Genomic DNA, 16145 nt, shown 5'->3' on the forward strand with positions numbered 1-16145 from the left:
GAATTCCCCGCGGGCAGCATTTGGTAAGCGGCGCCGGCCTGGAAGGCAATATCCGTCTTCCTGAAGCCGGCAATCCGCCGCCAGCCTTGCGAAACCCAAAGCATTTGGCTAAGGAGGCCGCGCATTCAGCGGCCGGCGCCAGCCGGGCGCTTTCCTTCGTTTTCGGCTCCAGGCCGGCTTCAGTCAAAGGCATTTCGCTTCCATGGCGCGTATCGTGATGAAATTCGGCGGAACCTCCGTCGCCGACATCGCCCGCATCCGCAATGTGGCGCGTCACGTCAAACGCGAGGTCGACGCTGGCCATGAGGTGGCGGTGGTGGTCTCGGCGATGGCCGGCAAGACCAACGAACTGGTCGCTTGGACGCGCGAGGCCTCGCCGATGCACGACGCACGCGAATATGACGCGGTCGTCGCTTCCGGCGAACAGGTCACGGCCGGTCTGCTGGCCATCACCTTGCAGAACATGGGCGTGCATGCGCGCTCCTGGCAGGGCTGGCAGATCCCGATCAAGACCGACAACGCGCATGGCGCGGCGCGCATCCTCGACATTGACGGCGCTTTCCTGATCAAGCGCTTCGGCGAGGGCCAGGTGGCTGTCATCGCCGGCTTCCAGGGCATCGGGCCGGACAATCGCATCGCCACGCTTGGCCGCGGCGGTTCCGACACCAGCGCGGTCGCCATTGCCGCGGCGGTCAAGGCCGACCGCTGCGACATCTACACCGACGTCGACGGGGTCTACACCACCGATCCGCGCATCGAGCCCAAGGCGCGGCGGCTAGCCAAGATCTCGTTCGAGGAAATGCTTGAAATGGCCTCGCTCGGCGCCAAGGTTCTGCAGGTGCGTTCGGTCGAGCTTGCCATGGTGCACAGGGTGCGTACCTTCGTGCGGTCGTCCTTCGACGATCCCGACGCGCCCGGAATGGGGGATTTGCTCAATCCCCCGGGAACGCTCATTTGCGACGAGGAAGAGATCGTGGAACAGCAGGTCGTCACCGGAATTGCCTACGCCAAGGACGAGGCCCAGATTTCGCTGCGCCGCGTCGGCGACCGCCCTGGCGTCGCCGCCGGTATTTTCGGGCCGCTGGCCGAGGCCAACATCAATGTCGACATGATCGTCCAGAACATCTCCGAGGACGGCAAGTTCACCGACATGACCTTCACCGTGCCTTCCGGAGACGTCGACAAGGCGCTGGCCGTGCTTGACCGGCTGAAGGCCGAGGTCGGCTACGATGTCGTGCAGTCGGAAGCCGGCATGTCGAAGGTCTCGGTCATCGGCATCGGCATGAGGAGCCATGCCGGTGTCGCCGCCACCGCCTTCAAGGCGCTGGCCGACAAGGCGATCAATATCCGCGCCATCACCACCTCCGAGATCAAGATTTCGATACTGATCGACGGTCCGTACACCGAACTGGCAGTTCGCACTTTGCATTCCGTCTACGGTCTGGATAAGCAGTAGCAAGACTGAATCAGTTGTTGCGCGCATGCCGGCAGCGGCGGAAACTGCGCCGGCAAGTGTTTCATTGGAGAAGAAGCCGCGATGCGTGACCAGGCCAGCGGCCCGCGCGTTTTGCTGAAACGGCTCCGCGAGCTCATGCAAGAGCCGCTGGAGCCGCAGGAGCGGCTTGACCGGATCGTGCGCGACATCGCCTCCAACATGGTCGCGGAAGTCTGCTCGCTCTATGTGCTGCGCGCCGATTCGGTGCTCGAACTCTACGCCACCGAAGGTCTGAACCCGAACGCCGTCCACCTGGCGCAACTGCGGCTCGGACAAGGTCTGGTCGGCACGATTGCCGCCAGCGCGAGGCCGCTCAACCTGTCCAACGCGCAGGAGCATCCGGCCTTCGCCTACCTGCCGGAGACCGGGGAAGAGATCTACAATTCCTTCCTTGGCGTGCCGGTGCTGAGGGCAGGGCGTACGCTCGGCGTCCTGGTCGTGCAGAACAAGACCATGCGCCATTATCGCGACGACGAGGTCGAGGCGCTGGAAACCACGGCGATGGTGATCGCCGAGATGATCGCCACCGGCGATCTGGCACGGCTGACCCGGCCTGGGCTGGAACTCGATTTGCGCCGGCCTGTCAGCTTCACCGGCCTGTCCTTCAACGACGGCGTCGGGCTTGGCCATGTCGTGCTGCACGAGCCGCGCATCGTCGTCACCAATCTGTTCAACGAGGACAGCGAGGAAGAAGTCAGGCGTCTCGAGACCTCGCTCGGTTCGCTCAGGCTTTCCATCGACGACATGCTGGAGCGTCGCGACGTCGCCTTCGAGGGCGAGCATCGCCAGGTGCTCGAAGCCTACCGCATGTTCGCCAATGACCGCGGCTGGGTGCGCCGCCTGGAAGAGGCGATCCGCAACGGCCTGACGGCGGAAGCTGCCGTGGAAAAGGTGCAGAGCGACATGCGCGCGCGCATGCTGCACATGACCGATCCCTATCTGCGCGAGCGGATGAGCGACTTCGACGATCTCGCCAACCGGCTCCTGCGCCAGCTGATGGGTCGCGGGCCGGAGGATGTCGCGGCCTCGCTGCCGAAGGACGCCATCATTGTCGCCCGCTCGATGGGGGCGGCCGAACTGCTCGACTATCCCCGCGACAAGATGCGCGGCCTGGTGCTCGAGGATGGCGCCGCCACCAGCCACGTCGTCATCGTCGCGCGCGCCATGGGCATTCCTGTCGCCGGCCAGATGAAGGGTGCCGTTTCCATGGCGGAAAACGGCGATGCCATCATCGTCGACGGCGAAGAGGGCGTAATCCATCTGCGGCCGCAATCCGATCTCGAAGCTGCCTATGCCGAAAAGGTGCGGTTCCGCGCCCGCCGGCAAGAGGTCTACCGCGAACTGCGCAAGAAGCCGTCGACGACCAAGGACGGCGTTCAGGTCGATCTCTTGATGAATGCCGGGCTTGCCGTCGACCTGCCGCAGCTGGCCGAGGCGGGTGCGGCCGGCATCGGCCTGTTCCGCACCGAATTGCAGTTCATGGTCGCTTCGACCTTTCCGCGCGCCGAGGCGCAGGAGAAACTCTACCGCGACGTGCTCGAGGCGGCGCGCGGCAAGCCGGTCACTTTCCGCACCATCGATATCGGTGGCGACAAGGTGCTGCCCTACTTCAAGGGCGCCATCCAGGAAGAGAATCCGGCGCTTGGCTGGCGGGCGATCCGCCTGACGCTTGATCGGCCGGGGTTGCTGCGCACCCAGATCCGCGCCTTGCTGAAGGCCAGCGGTGGGCGCGAGCTCAAGCTGATGCTGCCGATGGTGACCGAGCTTGGCGAGATCGCCCAGGCGCGCGAAATCATCGACCGCGAGGTACGGCATCTCTCGCGCTTTGCCCATCATTTGCCGACCAGTCTCAAGCTGGGTGCGATGCTGGAAGTGCCGTCGCTGCTGTTCCAGCTCGACGAATTGATGAAGGCCGTCGACTTCGTCTCGGTCGGTTCGAACGACCTGTTCCAGTTCGTCATGGCGGTCGACCGGGGCAACACGCAACTGGCCAATCGCTTCGACACGCTGTCGGCGCCGTTCCTGCGCGTGCTCAAGCAGATTGCCGATGCCGGCATTCGCAACCACACGCCGGTAACGCTGTGCGGCGAACTCGCCGGCAAGCCGATCTCGGCGATGGCGCTGATCGGCCTCGGCTTCCGTTCGATCTCGATGTCGCCGGCCTCGATCGGCCCGGTCAAGGCGATGCTGACGGAATTGCCGCTGGATGAACTGACGGCGTTCTTCGACGACAATCTGATGGCGCCGGCGCAGGGGTTGCCGATGCGGGCGCTGCTACAAGCCTTCGCCGACGACCGCTCGATCCCGTTGTAGCGCCCTCACCATGGTCAATTTGCCCCGCGATCGTATGGATCAAGTCGTCAAGCGTTTCGAGATGCTCGAAGCGCAGATGTCGGCCGGCCCGGCGCCGGATGCCTATGTGAAAATGGCATCGGAATATGCCGAGCTGCAGGACATGGTGGCCAAGGTCAGGGAATTGCGCTCGGCCGAGCATGAACAGGCCGACCTCGAAGCGATGCTTGCCGACAAGGGCACCGATGCCGAGATGCGGGCCCTCGCCGAGGCGGATCTGCCCGGGGTGGAGGAGCGCATCGAGGCGCTGCAGAAGGACATTCAGGTCCTTCTGTTGCCCAAGGATGCTGCCGACGACAAGAACGCCATCCTCGAAATCCGTGCCGGCACCGGCGGCGATGAAGCGGCCCTTTTCGCCGGTGACCTGTTTCGCATGTATGAGCGCTATGCCGCCGAGCGCGGCTGGCGGTTCGAGACGGTTTCGGCCAGCGACGGCGATGCCGGCGGGTTCAAGGAAATCATCGCCACCATTTCCGGCCGGGGGGTGTTTGCTCATCTGAAATTCGAATCCGGCGTGCATCGCGTGCAGCGTGTGCCGGCGACCGAGGCCAGCGGGCGCATTCATACCTCGGCGGCAACGGTGGCCGTGCTGCCGGAAGCGGAAGAAGTCGACATCGAGATCCGCGCCGAAGACATCCGCATCGACACGATGCGCGCCTCGGGCTCCGGCGGCCAGCACGTCAACACCACCGATTCGGCGGTCCGCATCACCCATTTGCCGACCGGCATCATGGTGGTGCAGGCGGAGAAGTCGCAGCACCAGAACCGGGCGAAGGCCATGCAGATCCTGCGTGCCCGGCTCTATGACCTGGAGCGCAGCAAGGCGGACGAGGAGCGCTCGGAATCACGCAAGTCGCAGGTCGGTTCCGGCGACCGCTCGGAGCGCATCCGCACCTACAATTTCCCGCAAGGCCGCGTCACCGATCACCGCATCAACCTGACGCTCTACAAGCTCGACCGGGTGATGATGGGCGAGCTCGACGAAGTCATCGACGCGCTGATCGCCGATCACCAGTCGAAGCTGCTGGCCGATATCGGCCTTGATGGCTGATCCTCTGCCCGAGGCGCTGGGAGCGCTGCTGCGGGAGGCGCGGGCCAGGCTTGCCATGGCCGGGGTCGATGATCCGGCGCTCGATGCGCGGCTGATCGTTGAACATTTTTCAGGCACGACGCGTACGCAGGCCATTGCCGACCCTGAGCGCAGGATCAACGGAACGGTCATCACCGCGATCGATGCTGCCCTGACACGGCGAGCCGGTGGCGAACCGGTGCATCGCATCCTCGGCTACCGCGAATTCTACGGTTTGCGCCTGTCACTGTCGCCGGAAACGCTGGAACCGCGGCCGGATACCGAAACGCTGGTCGAGGCTGTGCTGCCCTTCGTCAAGGCAATGGCCGCCCGGGAAGGCGCCTGCCGCATCCTTGATCTCGGCACCGGGACCGGCGCCATCGCGCTGGCGCTGCTGAGTGCCGTGCCAGCCGCGACCGCCACCGGTGTCGATATTGCTGCCGGCGCGCTGGCAACGGCGGCCCGCAATGCCGGGGAACTCGGACTTGGCGATCGGTTCACGGCGGTGCAGTCGGACTGGTTCGAAAAAGTTTCCGGCCGATACCATGTAATTGCCGCAAACCCTCCCTATATACCTTCCAGAGATATTGGAAATCTGCAGGACGAGGTCCGCGATTTCGACCCACGCCTGGCCCTGGATGGTGGCGTGGATGGGCTGAACCCCTACAGGATCATTGCCGCCGAGGCGGCACGGTTTCTTGAAGCCGAAAGCAGGATTGCGGTCGAGATCGGCCACACGCAACGCAATGAGGTTACGGATATATTCAAGGCGGCTGGTTATGCATCGGCTGCTGCTTTGCGTGATCTCGGCGGAAACGACAGGGTTCTTGTCTTTCAATGGGGATAAGCCTTGACGCAGTGCGAAAAAACCGCTTGGCAATACCGGGGAATGCGGCTAGGGTCGCCTCAACCGGATGAGACGAAGCAGGCAGTGCTCTTAGCGATTCGGTCCTCCTTGGAAATAGCTGCCTTCTTGCGCAAACGACGCCCAAGCTTCGTGCGGGAATCGTCCGGCAAGTGATGTAACCGGAACAGGATGGCACGTGGCGCCAACGCAATTGATGCGGGCGAACGCCGGTGAAGAAACGAAACGGCTGGCTGCATGAGCGCCACCGTTCGTAACGAGTTTTCGAAAATTTCAAGATGAAGAGAGTCGAATGAGGCCACAACAGCAGAACAGGCGCATGCGCGGTCGCAACAACAATGGCGGCGGCGGTGGCAACAACAATAACAACAACAACCGCAAGGGCCCGAATCCCCTGACGCGCAACTACGAGAGCAACGGCCCGGACGTGAAGATCCGTGGATCGGCTCAGCAGATCGCCGAAAAATACGCCACCCTGGCCCGTGACGCGCAAAGCTCCGGCGACCGGGTCATGGCGGAGAACTACCTCCAGCACGCCGAACACTACAATCGCATCATTGCCGCCGCGCAGGCGCAGATGCCGATCCAGAATACGCAACAGAATCGCGACGATTTCGACGATGACGGCGATGAGGATCGTGATGACTTCGACAATGCCGGCAACAACGGCAACAACGTTTCCGATGCTCAGGCCAACCATGGCGCCGGCCCGCAGCCGGTCATCGAAGGCATGCCTGCCGAAGTCGCCCTGAACCGGGAAGGCGGCCGCGATAATCGTGATAATGGCGGGCGCAACAATGGCGGGCGCGACAACAATGGCGGGCGTCACCGCGATCGCCGCCCCAATGGCGGCTACGGCCAGAACGGCCAGCGCGACTTTGCTTCGTCCTCCGATCAAGGTGGCCAGCAGCAGCGCAACGAGGCCCCAGTCCCGGCAGACGCACAGGCAGAGGTGGTACAGCTACAGCTAGAGCCAGGTTTGCCGGTCGAGACCGTTGCGGCAGCCGCGCCGGCTCCGCTGTTCGAGAGCTTTTCGCCGGCGGCTCTTGCCGCCCAGGCCGAGCTTAACGAGGCGGCCGCCGAGAGCGGTGCTGCCCGTCGCCCACGCCGTCCACGCCGTCCGCGCACCAATGCCGACCAGGTCGATAGCGGTAGCGACAATGCGGATTCCGGCGAGGCGGCAGCGGCGCCTGCCGACAGCGGCAATGCCGAGCCGGTGATTGTCGACGTCGACAACTGATCGCACAGCATTTCAGGACTTTGAACGGCGGAGAGAAATCTCCGCCGTTTTCGTTTGGGCGGACGTGGAATATTATGCATTGACCGATATCAAGGCGTCTTGAGACGGCATGGCCTATGCACCATATCTCGGCTGAACAGGATCCGGCTCGAATGGGCGGGTCCGTCACCGCAATCTGATCCGGTGCCGCAAAGCGGGCCGGTGACGGAAGGAGACAGATATGAACCTTGAGAAATACTCCGAGCGCGTGCGCGGCTTTATCCAGTCCGCGCAGACCATGGCGCTCTCCCGCAACCACCAGCAATTCACCCCCGAACACATTTTGAAGGTTCTCGTCGACGATGACGAGGGTCTGGCCGCGTCGCTGATCGAGCGCGCCGGCGGCAATGTCCGCGACGTCAAGCTCGGTGTCGAGACGGCGCTCGAGGCGATGCCCAAGGTGGAAGGCGGCAACGGCCAGCTCTATCTGGCGCAGCCGCTGGCCAAGGTGTTCTCTACCGCCGAAGAACTGGCCAAGAAGGCCGGCGACAGCTTCGTCACGGTCGAGCGGCTGCTGCAGGCGCTCACCATGGAAAAGTCGGCCAAGACCGCCGACATCCTGGCCAAGGCCGGCGTCATCGCGCAGGCGCTGAACCAGGTCATCAACGATGTCCGCAAGGGCCGCACCGCCGATTCGGCGAGTGCCGAGCAGGGCTATGATGCGCTGAAGAAGTACGCGCGCGACCTGACGGCCGATGCCCGCGCCGGCAAGCTGGACCCCGTGATTGGCCGCGACGACGAGATCCGGCGCACCATCCAGGTGCTGTCGCGCCGCACAAAGAACAATCCGGTGCTGATCGGCGAGCCGGGCGTCGGCAAGACGGCGATCGCCGAAGGCCTGGCGCTGCGCATCGTCAATGGCGACGTGCCGGAATCGCTGAAGGACAAGCAGCTGATGGCGCTCGACATGGGCGCGCTGATTGCCGGTGCCAAATATCGCGGCGAGTTCGAGGAGCGGCTGAAGGCCGTGCTCTCCGAAGTCACCTCGGCCAACGGCAACATCATCCTGTTCATCGACGAGATGCACACGCTGGTCGGCGCCGGCAAGGCGGATGGCGCCATGGATGCGTCGAACCTGCTGAAGCCGGCGCTGGCGCGCGGTGAACTGCACTGCGTCGGCGCGACCACGCTCGATGAGTACAGAAAACATGTCGAGAAGGATCCCGCCCTTGCCCGCCGTTTCCAACCGGTCTTTGTCGATGAACCGACGGTGGAAGACACCGTCTCGATCCTGCGCGGCCTGAAGGAAAAGTACGAGCAGCACCACAAGGTGCGTATCTCCGACTCGGCGCTGGTGGCGGCGGCGACGCTGTCCAACCGCTACATCGCCGACCGCTTCCTGCCGGACAAGGCGATCGACCTCGTAGACGAAGCCGCGTCGCGGCTCAGGATGCAGGTCGATTCCAAGCCCGAGGCGCTGGATGAGATCGACCGCCGCATCATGCAGCTCAAGATCGAGCGCGAGGCGCTCAAGGTCGAGACGGATGATGCCTCGAAGGACCGGCTCGCCCGCCTGGAAAAGGAGCTTGTCGGCCTTGAGGAGGAATCGACCGAGATCACCGCCAAGTGGCAGGCCGAGAAACAGAAGCTCGGGCTCGCCGCCGACCTGAAGAAGCAGCTCGACGAGGCGCGCAACGACCTCGCCATTGCCCAGCGCAAGGGTGAGTTCCAGCGCGCCGGCGAGCTTGCCTATGGCAAGATCCCGGAACTGGAAAAGAAGCTCAAGGAAGCCGAAGCCCAGGACGGCAAGGCCGGCATGGTCGAGGAAGTGGTCACGCCCGACCACGTCGCCCATATCGTGTCGCGCTGGACCGGCATTCCGGTCGACAAGATGCTGCAGGGAGAGCGCGACAAGCTGCTGCGCATGGAAGACGAGATCGGCAAGCGCGTCGTCGGCCAGGGCGAGGCGGTGCAGGCCGTTTCCAAGGCGGTGCGGCGCGCCCGTGCCGGTCTGCAGGATCCGAACCGGCCGATCGGCTCGTTCATCTTCCTGGGACCGACGGGTGTCGGCAAGACCGAACTGACCAAGGCGCTGGCAAGCTTCCTGTTCGACGATGACAGCGCCATGGTGCGCATCGACATGTCGGAGTTCATGGAGAAGCACTCGGTCGCCCGGCTGATCGGCGCGCCTCCCGGCTATGTCGGCTATGAGGAGGGCGGTGCGCTGACCGAAGCGGTGCGGCGCCGGCCCTATCAGGTCGTGCTGTTCGACGAGATCGAGAAGGCGCATCCCGATGTCTTCAACGTGCTCTTGCAGGTGCTCGACGACGGCCGGCTCACCGACGGGCAGGGCCGTACGGTCGATTTCCGCAACACGCTGATCATCATGACGTCGAACCTCGGCGCCGAATATCTGGTCAATCTCGGCGAGGACCAGGATGTCGACGCCGTGCGCGACGAGGTGATGGGTGTGGTCAAGGCATCGTTCCGGCCGGAGTTTCTCAACCGCGTCGACGAGGTGATCCTGTTCCACCGGCTGCGCCGCAAGGACATGGACCGCATCGTCGAGATTCAGCTCAAGCGGCTGGAAAGCCTGCTTGTCGATCGCAAGATCACGCTGTCGCTGGATCACGAATCGATCGAGTGGCTGGCGGCCAAGGGCTATGACCCGGCCTATGGCGCGCGGCCACTGAAGCGGGTGATGCAGAAGGAACTGCAGGACCCGTTGGCGGAGAAGATCTTGCTCGGCGAGATTCTCGACGGCTCGACCGTCAAGGTCACGTCCGGCTCCGACCGGCTGAACTTCCGCTCGAAGCCGACGGTCGTCGCGACCGAAGCGGCGGCCTGATTCCAACGCCGCGCGTCCGCCCTGGACGCGCGGCGTTTTCACAATAAGGGTGGGGGCGGGCGGATGACGCTGGACGACTACAACGGCTTTTGCGCCTCACTGCCCGCCACAAAACACGTCGTCCAGTGGGGCGGCGCCCATGTCTGGAAGGTCGGGACCAAGGTGTTCGCGATCGGCGGCTGGGATCAGGGCCAGCAGCTCTTCGTCACCTTCAAATGTTCCGACATCGCCTATGATGTGTTGAAGGAACAGCCGGGCCTGCGGCCCGCGCCCTATCTTGCCTCGCGCGGCATGACATGGATCCAGCGTCGGACAAGCCAGAGCATGGATGATGCTGCGCTGAAGGACTATTTGCGCGAGAGCCATCGCCTTGTTGCGCTAAAGCTGACGAAGCAGGCGCGCAAGGAATTGGGGTTCGCAAGCTAGCTAGTATTCCTGATGCGCCGGAAAACCGCCATCTTCATGCCCGGTTCATATTGGAACCATATGGTGGGTTAACTGGTTTGCTGGCGAAGGGGTTCGCCCAGAGAACAATGCTGGGCGGCGGCAATTACGGACCGGAGAGTTTGGCCACAATGTTCCGCACGATCTTTGCCCTTTCGGCGCTTGCCGCCGGGCTTGTGTCTTCTGCCGCGCTTGCCGCGCCGACGCGGGACAATGCACCAAGGGTTGTCCGCGCTGCCGACGATGGCGGCATTCTCGTTGCCCAGGACGGAAATCTGGACATCTACTACGACGCCCGCGGCAACCGGGTCATCGTCGATGCCGATACCGGCAAGGTCATCGCCATCCAGCCGCCGGGGACACGGCTCGACCGTCGTGCGCTGCGCCGCGAGACAAGGCTGCGCGAGTTGGGCCGGGCTCCCGCCGATGATGATCGCTACTATCTCGACGATCCGGAAGACATGGCGCGGTTCCGCCGCAAGCAGCTGGAAGAGGAGGGCAGGGTCATCCCGCCGCCGGTGGATGAGTCCGACCCTTATGGCGACAACTCCGTCGACGCCTATCCGCCGGCGCCGCAGGACGACGGCAGCTACGACAACACCTATCCGGATGCGCCGCAGCCGGCAAAGCCGGGCACCATCAAGCGCCAGCCGCTGAACGAGGCTTCGATTGATCAAGCGCAGCCGGACGTGCAGCAGGCCAATCCGGAGTCGCAGTCGTCCCTGCCGCCGGACACTGGCGGCAAGGCCGCCGTCGATCCGTCGCTTACGCTGGGAGCCCGCCAGGATGTCGCAGCGCTTCAGGTGCTGCTCGACCGTGGTGGTGCTTCGCCAGGCGTGATCGACGGGCGCTTCGGCTCTAACGTCGACAAGGCTTTGGCCGCCTATAATGAGATCACCGGCAGCAATCTGAAGTCGACCGATACGGTCGGTATCCAGGCGGCACTTTCACAATCCGGTGGCGACGCCTTTGCCAGCTACACGATCACTGCGGACGATGCGGCCGGCCCCTATGTCGCCTCGATCCCGGAAGACTACGGCCAGAAGGCGCAGCTCAACTGTATGTGCTACACCTCTGTCACCGAAGCGCTGGCGGAGCGCTTCCACATGGACGAGAACTATCTGAAGTCGATCAACAAGGGCCTCGACTTCAATAGCCCCGGCACGATCGTCAAGGTCGCCAATTTCGGCAAGCTGGTCTCGACACCGGTCGCGCGCATCGTCGCCGACAAGACCAAGAAAGAAGTGTACGCCTACGATGCGGGCGGCAAGCTGGTCGCAGCCTATCCCGCCACCATCGGCTCGGCCGACACGCCGTCGCCCACCGGCATTCACGCTGTGTCGCGCATCGCACTCGACCCGAACTACACCTACAACCCGAACATCAATTTCAAGCAGGGCCAGAACGACAAGATCCTGACCATTCCGCCAGGCCCCAACGGACCCGTCGGGTCGGTCTGGATCGCCCTGGACAAGCCGACCTACGGCATCCACGGAACGCCCGAGCCGTCGAAGATCGGCAAGACCGAAAGCCATGGCTGCGTGCGCCTGACCAACTGGGACGCGCGCGAACTCGCCAAGCTGGTGTCGCCAGGCGTCACCGTGGAGTTCGTCGGCGGACCTTCAGCCGATGACGTTGCGCAGCAATGAGCCGCGCAGCGCGGCGGCATAGATCAACTGCACGACCAGAATGAAGCCGACGCTGAGCAACGGGTTGATCAGGCACAGTGCGGCACCGATCGCCCACAAGATCTGCGCCTTGACGATGCGCTGATAGACCGTGCGCGTCGTTTCAGCGTCGACATCTTCCGCGACAAAGCCGTTCTTCTCCGCATAGTACCAGCTTGCGAACAGGGTGACGCCGAGCATCAGCAGGTTGAGCCAGTAGACCAGCACCGCGGTCCTGAATTCGAGGAAATCGGCCAGAAGATCGGTCGAGAACGGCAAGAGCGCGATAAACGCAAGAAAGCAGAGGTTCAGCGTTGCAAGCCGTCGGTCGGATTTGGCGATCAGCCCATGCTGCGCCTGCTGGCCGAACCAGAAGATGGTCAGCGTCAGGAAACTCAGGGCATAGGTCAGGAAGCGTGGCGCCAGTGCTGCGATCGCGGCAAGCAGATCGCGCTCGGAATGAACAACCTCATGCGCAGGCACCCTGATCTCGAGCACGATGAGCGTGAGCGCGATGGCAAAGACGCCGTCGGTGATGCCGACAATGCGGCCGCGTCCTTCCGGCGATGCTTCAAGTGGACGCTTCATTGATTTCTCCCCGCCTGCCGAGTTCCGGAAAACTTAGCATGGCCGCCGCCATTTGCATCCCGATAGGATGTCTCCTGGCAATATGGCTGGTTTCAAGGACTGCAGGCTGCTGGCTGGTTGTTGCCAGCACTGCGGCGGTCTAAGCAGAGTGCCATGCATTCGCCAGATGAAGCCGCCGCAGTCCCGCTGATCAGTCCAGTCACGAACGGCACCTTCTGTTCGCAATCGCAGCGGCGGTTCGTATTGATCGCAGCGATCCTGGCCTCGGCGCTCGGCTTCATCGATGGTTCCATCCTGGCCATCGCCATGCCGGCGATCCGCGTCGACCTCGGTGCCAACCTTGCCGAGGCGCAGTGGATTTCCAATGCCTATGCGTTGACGTTGTCGGCGCTGATCCTGGCCGGCGGGGCCGCCGGCGACCGGTTCGGGCTGCGCCGCGCCTTCGTGGCCGGCATTGTGCTGTTCGTCGCAGCTTCGCTCGCCTGTGCGCTCGCGCCAAATGCTGTCGTGCTGATCGCGTTTCGCGCCCTTCAGGGCATTGGTGCGGCGATCATGGTGCCCGGCAGCCTCGCCATCATCGCCAAGGCCTATCCGAAAAAAGAACGCGGCCGCGCGATCGGCATCTGGGCCGCCGCCTCGGCGCTGACGACGGCGCTCGGGCCGGTGCTGGGTGGCTTCGTCCTGTCGACTTTCGGCGACGGTATCTGGCGGGCGATCTTCGCCGTCAACCTGCCGCTTGGACTGCTGTCGATCTATCTTCTGCTGACCAGGGTTCCGGCCGACGCGGCGACGGAAAGGCGAAGCCTCGACCTCGGCGGCGGGGCGCTGGCGACGCTGGCATTCGGAGCGCTGGCCTATGGGCTGACCTCGATGAGCGCCGAGGGTGGCGGGCACATGTCGGGGCCGAGCATCGTCGCCGGTCTTGTGCTGCTCGTCGCCTTCATCGCCTTCGAGCGGTGGCAGCGCGAGCCGATGATCGACCTGTCGCTGTTTAGAATCCGCGCCTTCGCCGGCGTCAACGTCGCGACATTCTTCCTTTATTTCGCACTCTCGGCCAATCTCTTCTACCTGCCGATGCTGCTGATTGCCGGCTGGGGGCTGAGCACGGCCGAGGTGGGCTTCATCTTCCTGCCACTGTCGGCATCGATTGCACTTTTATCGGGTCCGGTCGGCCAGCTTTCCGATCGGATCGGACCCCGTTTCCCGATCGCCTGCGGCAGCCTGATCGTGGCTTTCGCCTTCGCCGGACTTGCCTTGCTCACCCATTCCGGCATTCACCATTTCTGGACCGGGACATTTCCGCTGATGGAGCTGATGGGGCTCGGCATGGCGCTGGTCGTCTCACCGCTGTCGACCGCGATCATGACGGCGGTGGAAGACAAGGATACGGGGGCCGCGTCCGGCATCAACAATGCCGTCTCGCGCATTGCCGGCCTGATCGCCGTGGCGGCAATGGGATCGCTGGCGGCCTGGGTCTATTCGACGATGCTCGACACCAGCGTCAGGCCGGGTATTCCGGGTTTTGGCGAACCGGTATCGACAGGCTTGCCGCCCGAACTTGAAGCAACGCGGCTTGCCGCCAGCGACGCGGCTTTTTCAGCCATATCCTTGACGACCGCTGTGCTCTGCCTGCTTGCCGCAATCATCGCCTGGATGACCGTTTCGGGTCAGGCATTGCCCTGGTCGCGCCGCACCGATGAATCGTCGGCCGATTCGTCGCGGAGCTGATTCTCCATGTCGGATCGGTCGGAGATCAGCCTTCGATCTTGGCGCTGGCAACCTTCAGCGAATTGCCATCTTCCTGCTTCAGCAGATCGTCGATGCGCTCGCGCTCGCGCTTGAAGGCGACGAGGTCGTCGCCCTTCAGCACTTTGCCGACCGGCAGGCGGACACGCATCGAATCGACCTTGGTGCCGTTGACGATCAGCTCGTAGTGGAGGTGAGGACCTGTGGAGAGACCGGTCTGGCCGAGATAGCCAATGACCTGGCCTTGGCGAACATGGACGCCCGGCGCGATGCCTTTGGCAAAGGCGCTCTGGTGATTGTATGAAGTCTCGTAGCCATTGGCATGGCGCAGGATGATCTGCTTGCCATAGCCGCCGGCCCAGCCGGCTTTCTCGACGACACCATTGCCGGCTGCGATGATTGGCGATCCGATCGGGGCGGCCCAATCGGTACCTGTGTGCATGCGGACGTAGCCGAGGATAGGATGCTTGCGCGCACCAAACCCGGAGGTGAATCTCCCGTTGGGCAGTGGGTTGCGCAGCAGAAACTGCTCGGCGCTCGAGCCATCCTCGTCGAAATAGTCGGTGCTGCCGTCCTGCATCTGGAAGCGGTAGAAGTTGCGCGTTGTGCCACCGAAGGTCGCCGAGACATAGAGAAGCTCGGAATCGTCTGATGTCTGGTCGTCGCCGTCGGGCTGCGAGAACAGCACTTCGAGGCGATCCGACGGATTGAGTCGCGACTGGAAGTCGACGCCAGACGCCAGCAGCTTGATCAGCCGCTGGGTCATCTTCTTCGACATGCCGTAGGAATAGGCAGTGCGGTAGATGCCGTCATAGACATTGGGCAGGTTGCCGCGCACCACCACCGGTGCCGACGAATCATCGAATGCGGTCAGCAATTCGGGATTCGGGTCCGGCTCCTGCGCCGGCACGTATTGGCCGCGATCGTCGAGCGCGATGGTGACGATATGCGTGGTCTTGTCGTAGACGCTGGTGCGCACGACCTTGGCGGCATCGCCGTGAACCTCGAGGCCGACGCGCAGCACCGTTCCGGCTTTGAGCGTCGGCGCGTTCAACAGCTTGGCGATCGCTTCGGCCATGCCGGTGGCGTCGTCGCCTGTGTAGCCCGAATCGGCAAAGGCCTCGGTGAGGTCGGTGTCCTTGGTGAAGGGAATGATTTCCTCGGCGAAAGCCGGCGCCTGGTCGTCGGTGGCAGCACGTGGCGACACCGAGACGTTTTCCGGCACAATCTTCACATCGTAGGAGCCGGCCATCGACTCGGCAAAGGCTTCGCCGAATCGCTGCGGATCGACATAATGGAGTGAAGCGACCTGCACGGCGCCGTCGCTGAGGTCAGTGCCGGCTTCGCGCACCACTTTTTCCACCTCGTCGGCGGACAGGTCGCTCTTTTCGTCGAAGGAGGCCGTCTCGATGGGGAAATCGACGGTCTTCAGGCTCATCTCGCTTTCGACCTTGGCGCCATAGATCTGGCCGGAGGCAGCGGAGGCCGTCGCCGGTTGCGCCGGAGTATCGTCGCCGTCGTCGCCGAACACCTGCATCGGGTCGAAGGGCGGGTAGGGTCGGCTGGTGGTGTGGCCGGCGGCGAGCGCCATCTTGATCTGCACGAAAGGCATGGTGTGGATGACATCACGGTCACCGACCTTGGTGACCATCGACACTTCCATGCGGCGGCGGTCCTTGGCCTTGGCGATCTGACGCGGCGCCACCAGCCTGGTCGTCTTGGCCACCTCGCCGGAATCGCCATTGCTGGTAAGGCCGATCAGTTCCGCGATCTCGGGTGGGGTCGCCAGTTGCTGGCGCCCGTCAAGGGCGGCGAACAGCGCCACGCCCATCAGCACGCTCGAGGTCACGCC

11 protein-coding genes (1 of these 11 only partly in view) are annotated in these 16145 nt (G+C 63.6%); 9 read left to right on the forward strand and 2 right to left on the reverse strand.

The genetic code is table 11. From position 1 onward, the window contains the following. The first annotated feature begins 202 nt into the window (after positions 1-202). The 8 genes from JN279_RS08860 to JN279_RS08895 all read left to right on the forward strand — a co-directional run bounded on the left by JN279_RS08860 (position 203) and on the right by JN279_RS08895 (position 11941). The gene (locus JN279_RS08860) at positions 203-1456 is read left to right on the forward strand and encodes an aspartate kinase (protein WP_096450605.1); all 1254 of its coding nucleotides are present in this window, start codon (positions 203-205) and stop codon (positions 1454-1456) included. Positions 1457-1537: 81 nt separating this feature from the next. After that, on the forward strand, positions 1538-3808 hold the full coding sequence (gene ptsP, locus JN279_RS08865; protein WP_096450603.1) for a phosphoenolpyruvate--protein phosphotransferase: 2271 nt from the start codon (positions 1538-1540) through the stop codon (positions 3806-3808). A gap of 10 nt (positions 3809-3818) precedes the next feature. Next, the gene (gene prfA, locus JN279_RS08870; RefSeq protein ID WP_096450601.1) at positions 3819-4898 is read left to right on the forward strand and encodes a peptide chain release factor 1; all 1080 of its coding nucleotides are present in this window, start codon (positions 3819-3821) and stop codon (positions 4896-4898) included. Further along, a complete protein-coding gene (prmC, locus tag JN279_RS08875; protein ID WP_202352548.1) occupies positions 4891-5763 on the forward strand; it encodes a peptide chain release factor N(5)-glutamine methyltransferase in 873 nt (290 codons plus the stop codon). Before prfA ends, prmC begins: the two co-directional genes overlap by 8 nt. Positions 5764-6073: 310 nt before the next feature. Further along, complete coding sequence (locus JN279_RS08880) at positions 6074-7021, forward strand: DUF4167 domain-containing protein (RefSeq protein WP_202352549.1); 948 nt, start codon at positions 6074-6076, stop codon at positions 7019-7021. Between the two features lie 220 nt (positions 7022-7241). Next, complete coding sequence (gene clpB, locus JN279_RS08885) at positions 7242-9848, forward strand: ATP-dependent chaperone ClpB (protein WP_202352550.1); 2607 nt, start codon at positions 7242-7244, stop codon at positions 9846-9848. A gap of 63 nt (positions 9849-9911) precedes the next feature. Beyond that, complete coding sequence (locus JN279_RS08890; protein ID WP_202352551.1) at positions 9912-10274, forward strand: MmcQ/YjbR family DNA-binding protein; 363 nt, start codon at positions 9912-9914, stop codon at positions 10272-10274. Positions 10275-10423: 149 nt separating this feature from the next. Further along, positions 10424-11941: a L,D-transpeptidase family protein gene (locus JN279_RS08895; protein WP_202352552.1), complete on the forward strand. Its 1518-nt coding sequence runs from the start codon at positions 10424-10426 to the stop codon at positions 11939-11941. Here JN279_RS08895 and JN279_RS08900 read toward each other — a convergent pair. Next, complete coding sequence (locus JN279_RS08900; RefSeq protein WP_202352553.1) at positions 11915-12547, reverse strand: TMEM175 family protein; 633 nt, start codon at positions 12545-12547, stop codon at positions 11915-11917. The two genes, JN279_RS08895 and JN279_RS08900, sit on opposite strands and share 27 nt — an antisense overlap. A gap of 153 nt (positions 12548-12700) precedes the next feature. Here JN279_RS08900 and JN279_RS08905 point away from each other — a divergent pair, with 153 nt between their 5' ends. Beyond that, positions 12701-14275, forward strand: coding sequence for an MFS transporter (locus JN279_RS08905; RefSeq protein ID WP_202352554.1), 1575 nt, complete (start codon positions 12701-12703; stop codon positions 14273-14275). 25 nt (positions 14276-14300) lie between these two features. Here JN279_RS08905 and JN279_RS08910 read toward each other — a convergent pair whose 3' ends face one another. Further along, positions 14301-16145 carry the 3' portion of a M23 family metallopeptidase gene (locus tag JN279_RS08910; RefSeq protein WP_202352555.1) on the reverse strand. 126 nt of this gene lie beyond the right edge of the window, so 1845 of the gene's 1971 nt are visible here — the last part of the coding sequence; the start codon falls outside the window, past its right edge; the stop codon is at positions 14301-14303.

The organism is Mesorhizobium sp. 113-1-2 (assembly GCF_016756475.1).
In the GTDB taxonomy this organism is placed as follows: domain Bacteria; phylum Pseudomonadota; class Alphaproteobacteria; order Rhizobiales; family Rhizobiaceae; genus Mesorhizobium; species Mesorhizobium loti_C.

What these genes read in the sequence shown, in the direction of transcription:
- JN279_RS08860 (WP_096450605.1), top strand. Translation starts at nt 203, where the DNA reads ATGGCGCGTATCGTGATGAAATTCGGCGGAACCTCCGTCGCCGACATC.
- ptsP (WP_096450603.1), top strand. Translation starts at nt 1,538, where the DNA reads ATGCGTGACCAGGCCAGCGGCCCGCGCGTTTTGCTGAAACGGCTCCGC.
- prfA (WP_096450601.1), top strand. Translation starts at nt 3,819, where the DNA reads ATGGTCAATTTGCCCCGCGATCGTATGGATCAAGTCGTCAAGCGTTTC.
- prmC (WP_202352548.1), top strand. Translation starts at nt 4,891, where the DNA reads ATGGCTGATCCTCTGCCCGAGGCGCTGGGAGCGCTGCTGCGGGAGGCG.
- JN279_RS08880 (WP_202352549.1), top strand. Translation starts at nt 6,074, where the DNA reads ATGAGGCCACAACAGCAGAACAGGCGCATGCGCGGTCGCAACAACAAT.
- clpB (WP_202352550.1), top strand. Translation starts at nt 7,242, where the DNA reads ATGAACCTTGAGAAATACTCCGAGCGCGTGCGCGGCTTTATCCAGTCC.
- JN279_RS08890 (WP_202352551.1), top strand. Translation starts at nt 9,912, where the DNA reads ATGACGCTGGACGACTACAACGGCTTTTGCGCCTCACTGCCCGCCACA.
- JN279_RS08895 (WP_202352552.1), top strand. Translation starts at nt 10,424, where the DNA reads ATGTTCCGCACGATCTTTGCCCTTTCGGCGCTTGCCGCCGGGCTTGTG.
- JN279_RS08900 (WP_202352553.1), bottom strand. Translation starts at nt 12,547, where the DNA reads ATGAAGCGTCCACTTGAAGCATCGCCGGAAGGACGCGGCCGCATTGTC.
- JN279_RS08905 (WP_202352554.1), top strand. Translation starts at nt 12,701, where the DNA reads ATGCATTCGCCAGATGAAGCCGCCGCAGTCCCGCTGATCAGTCCAGTC.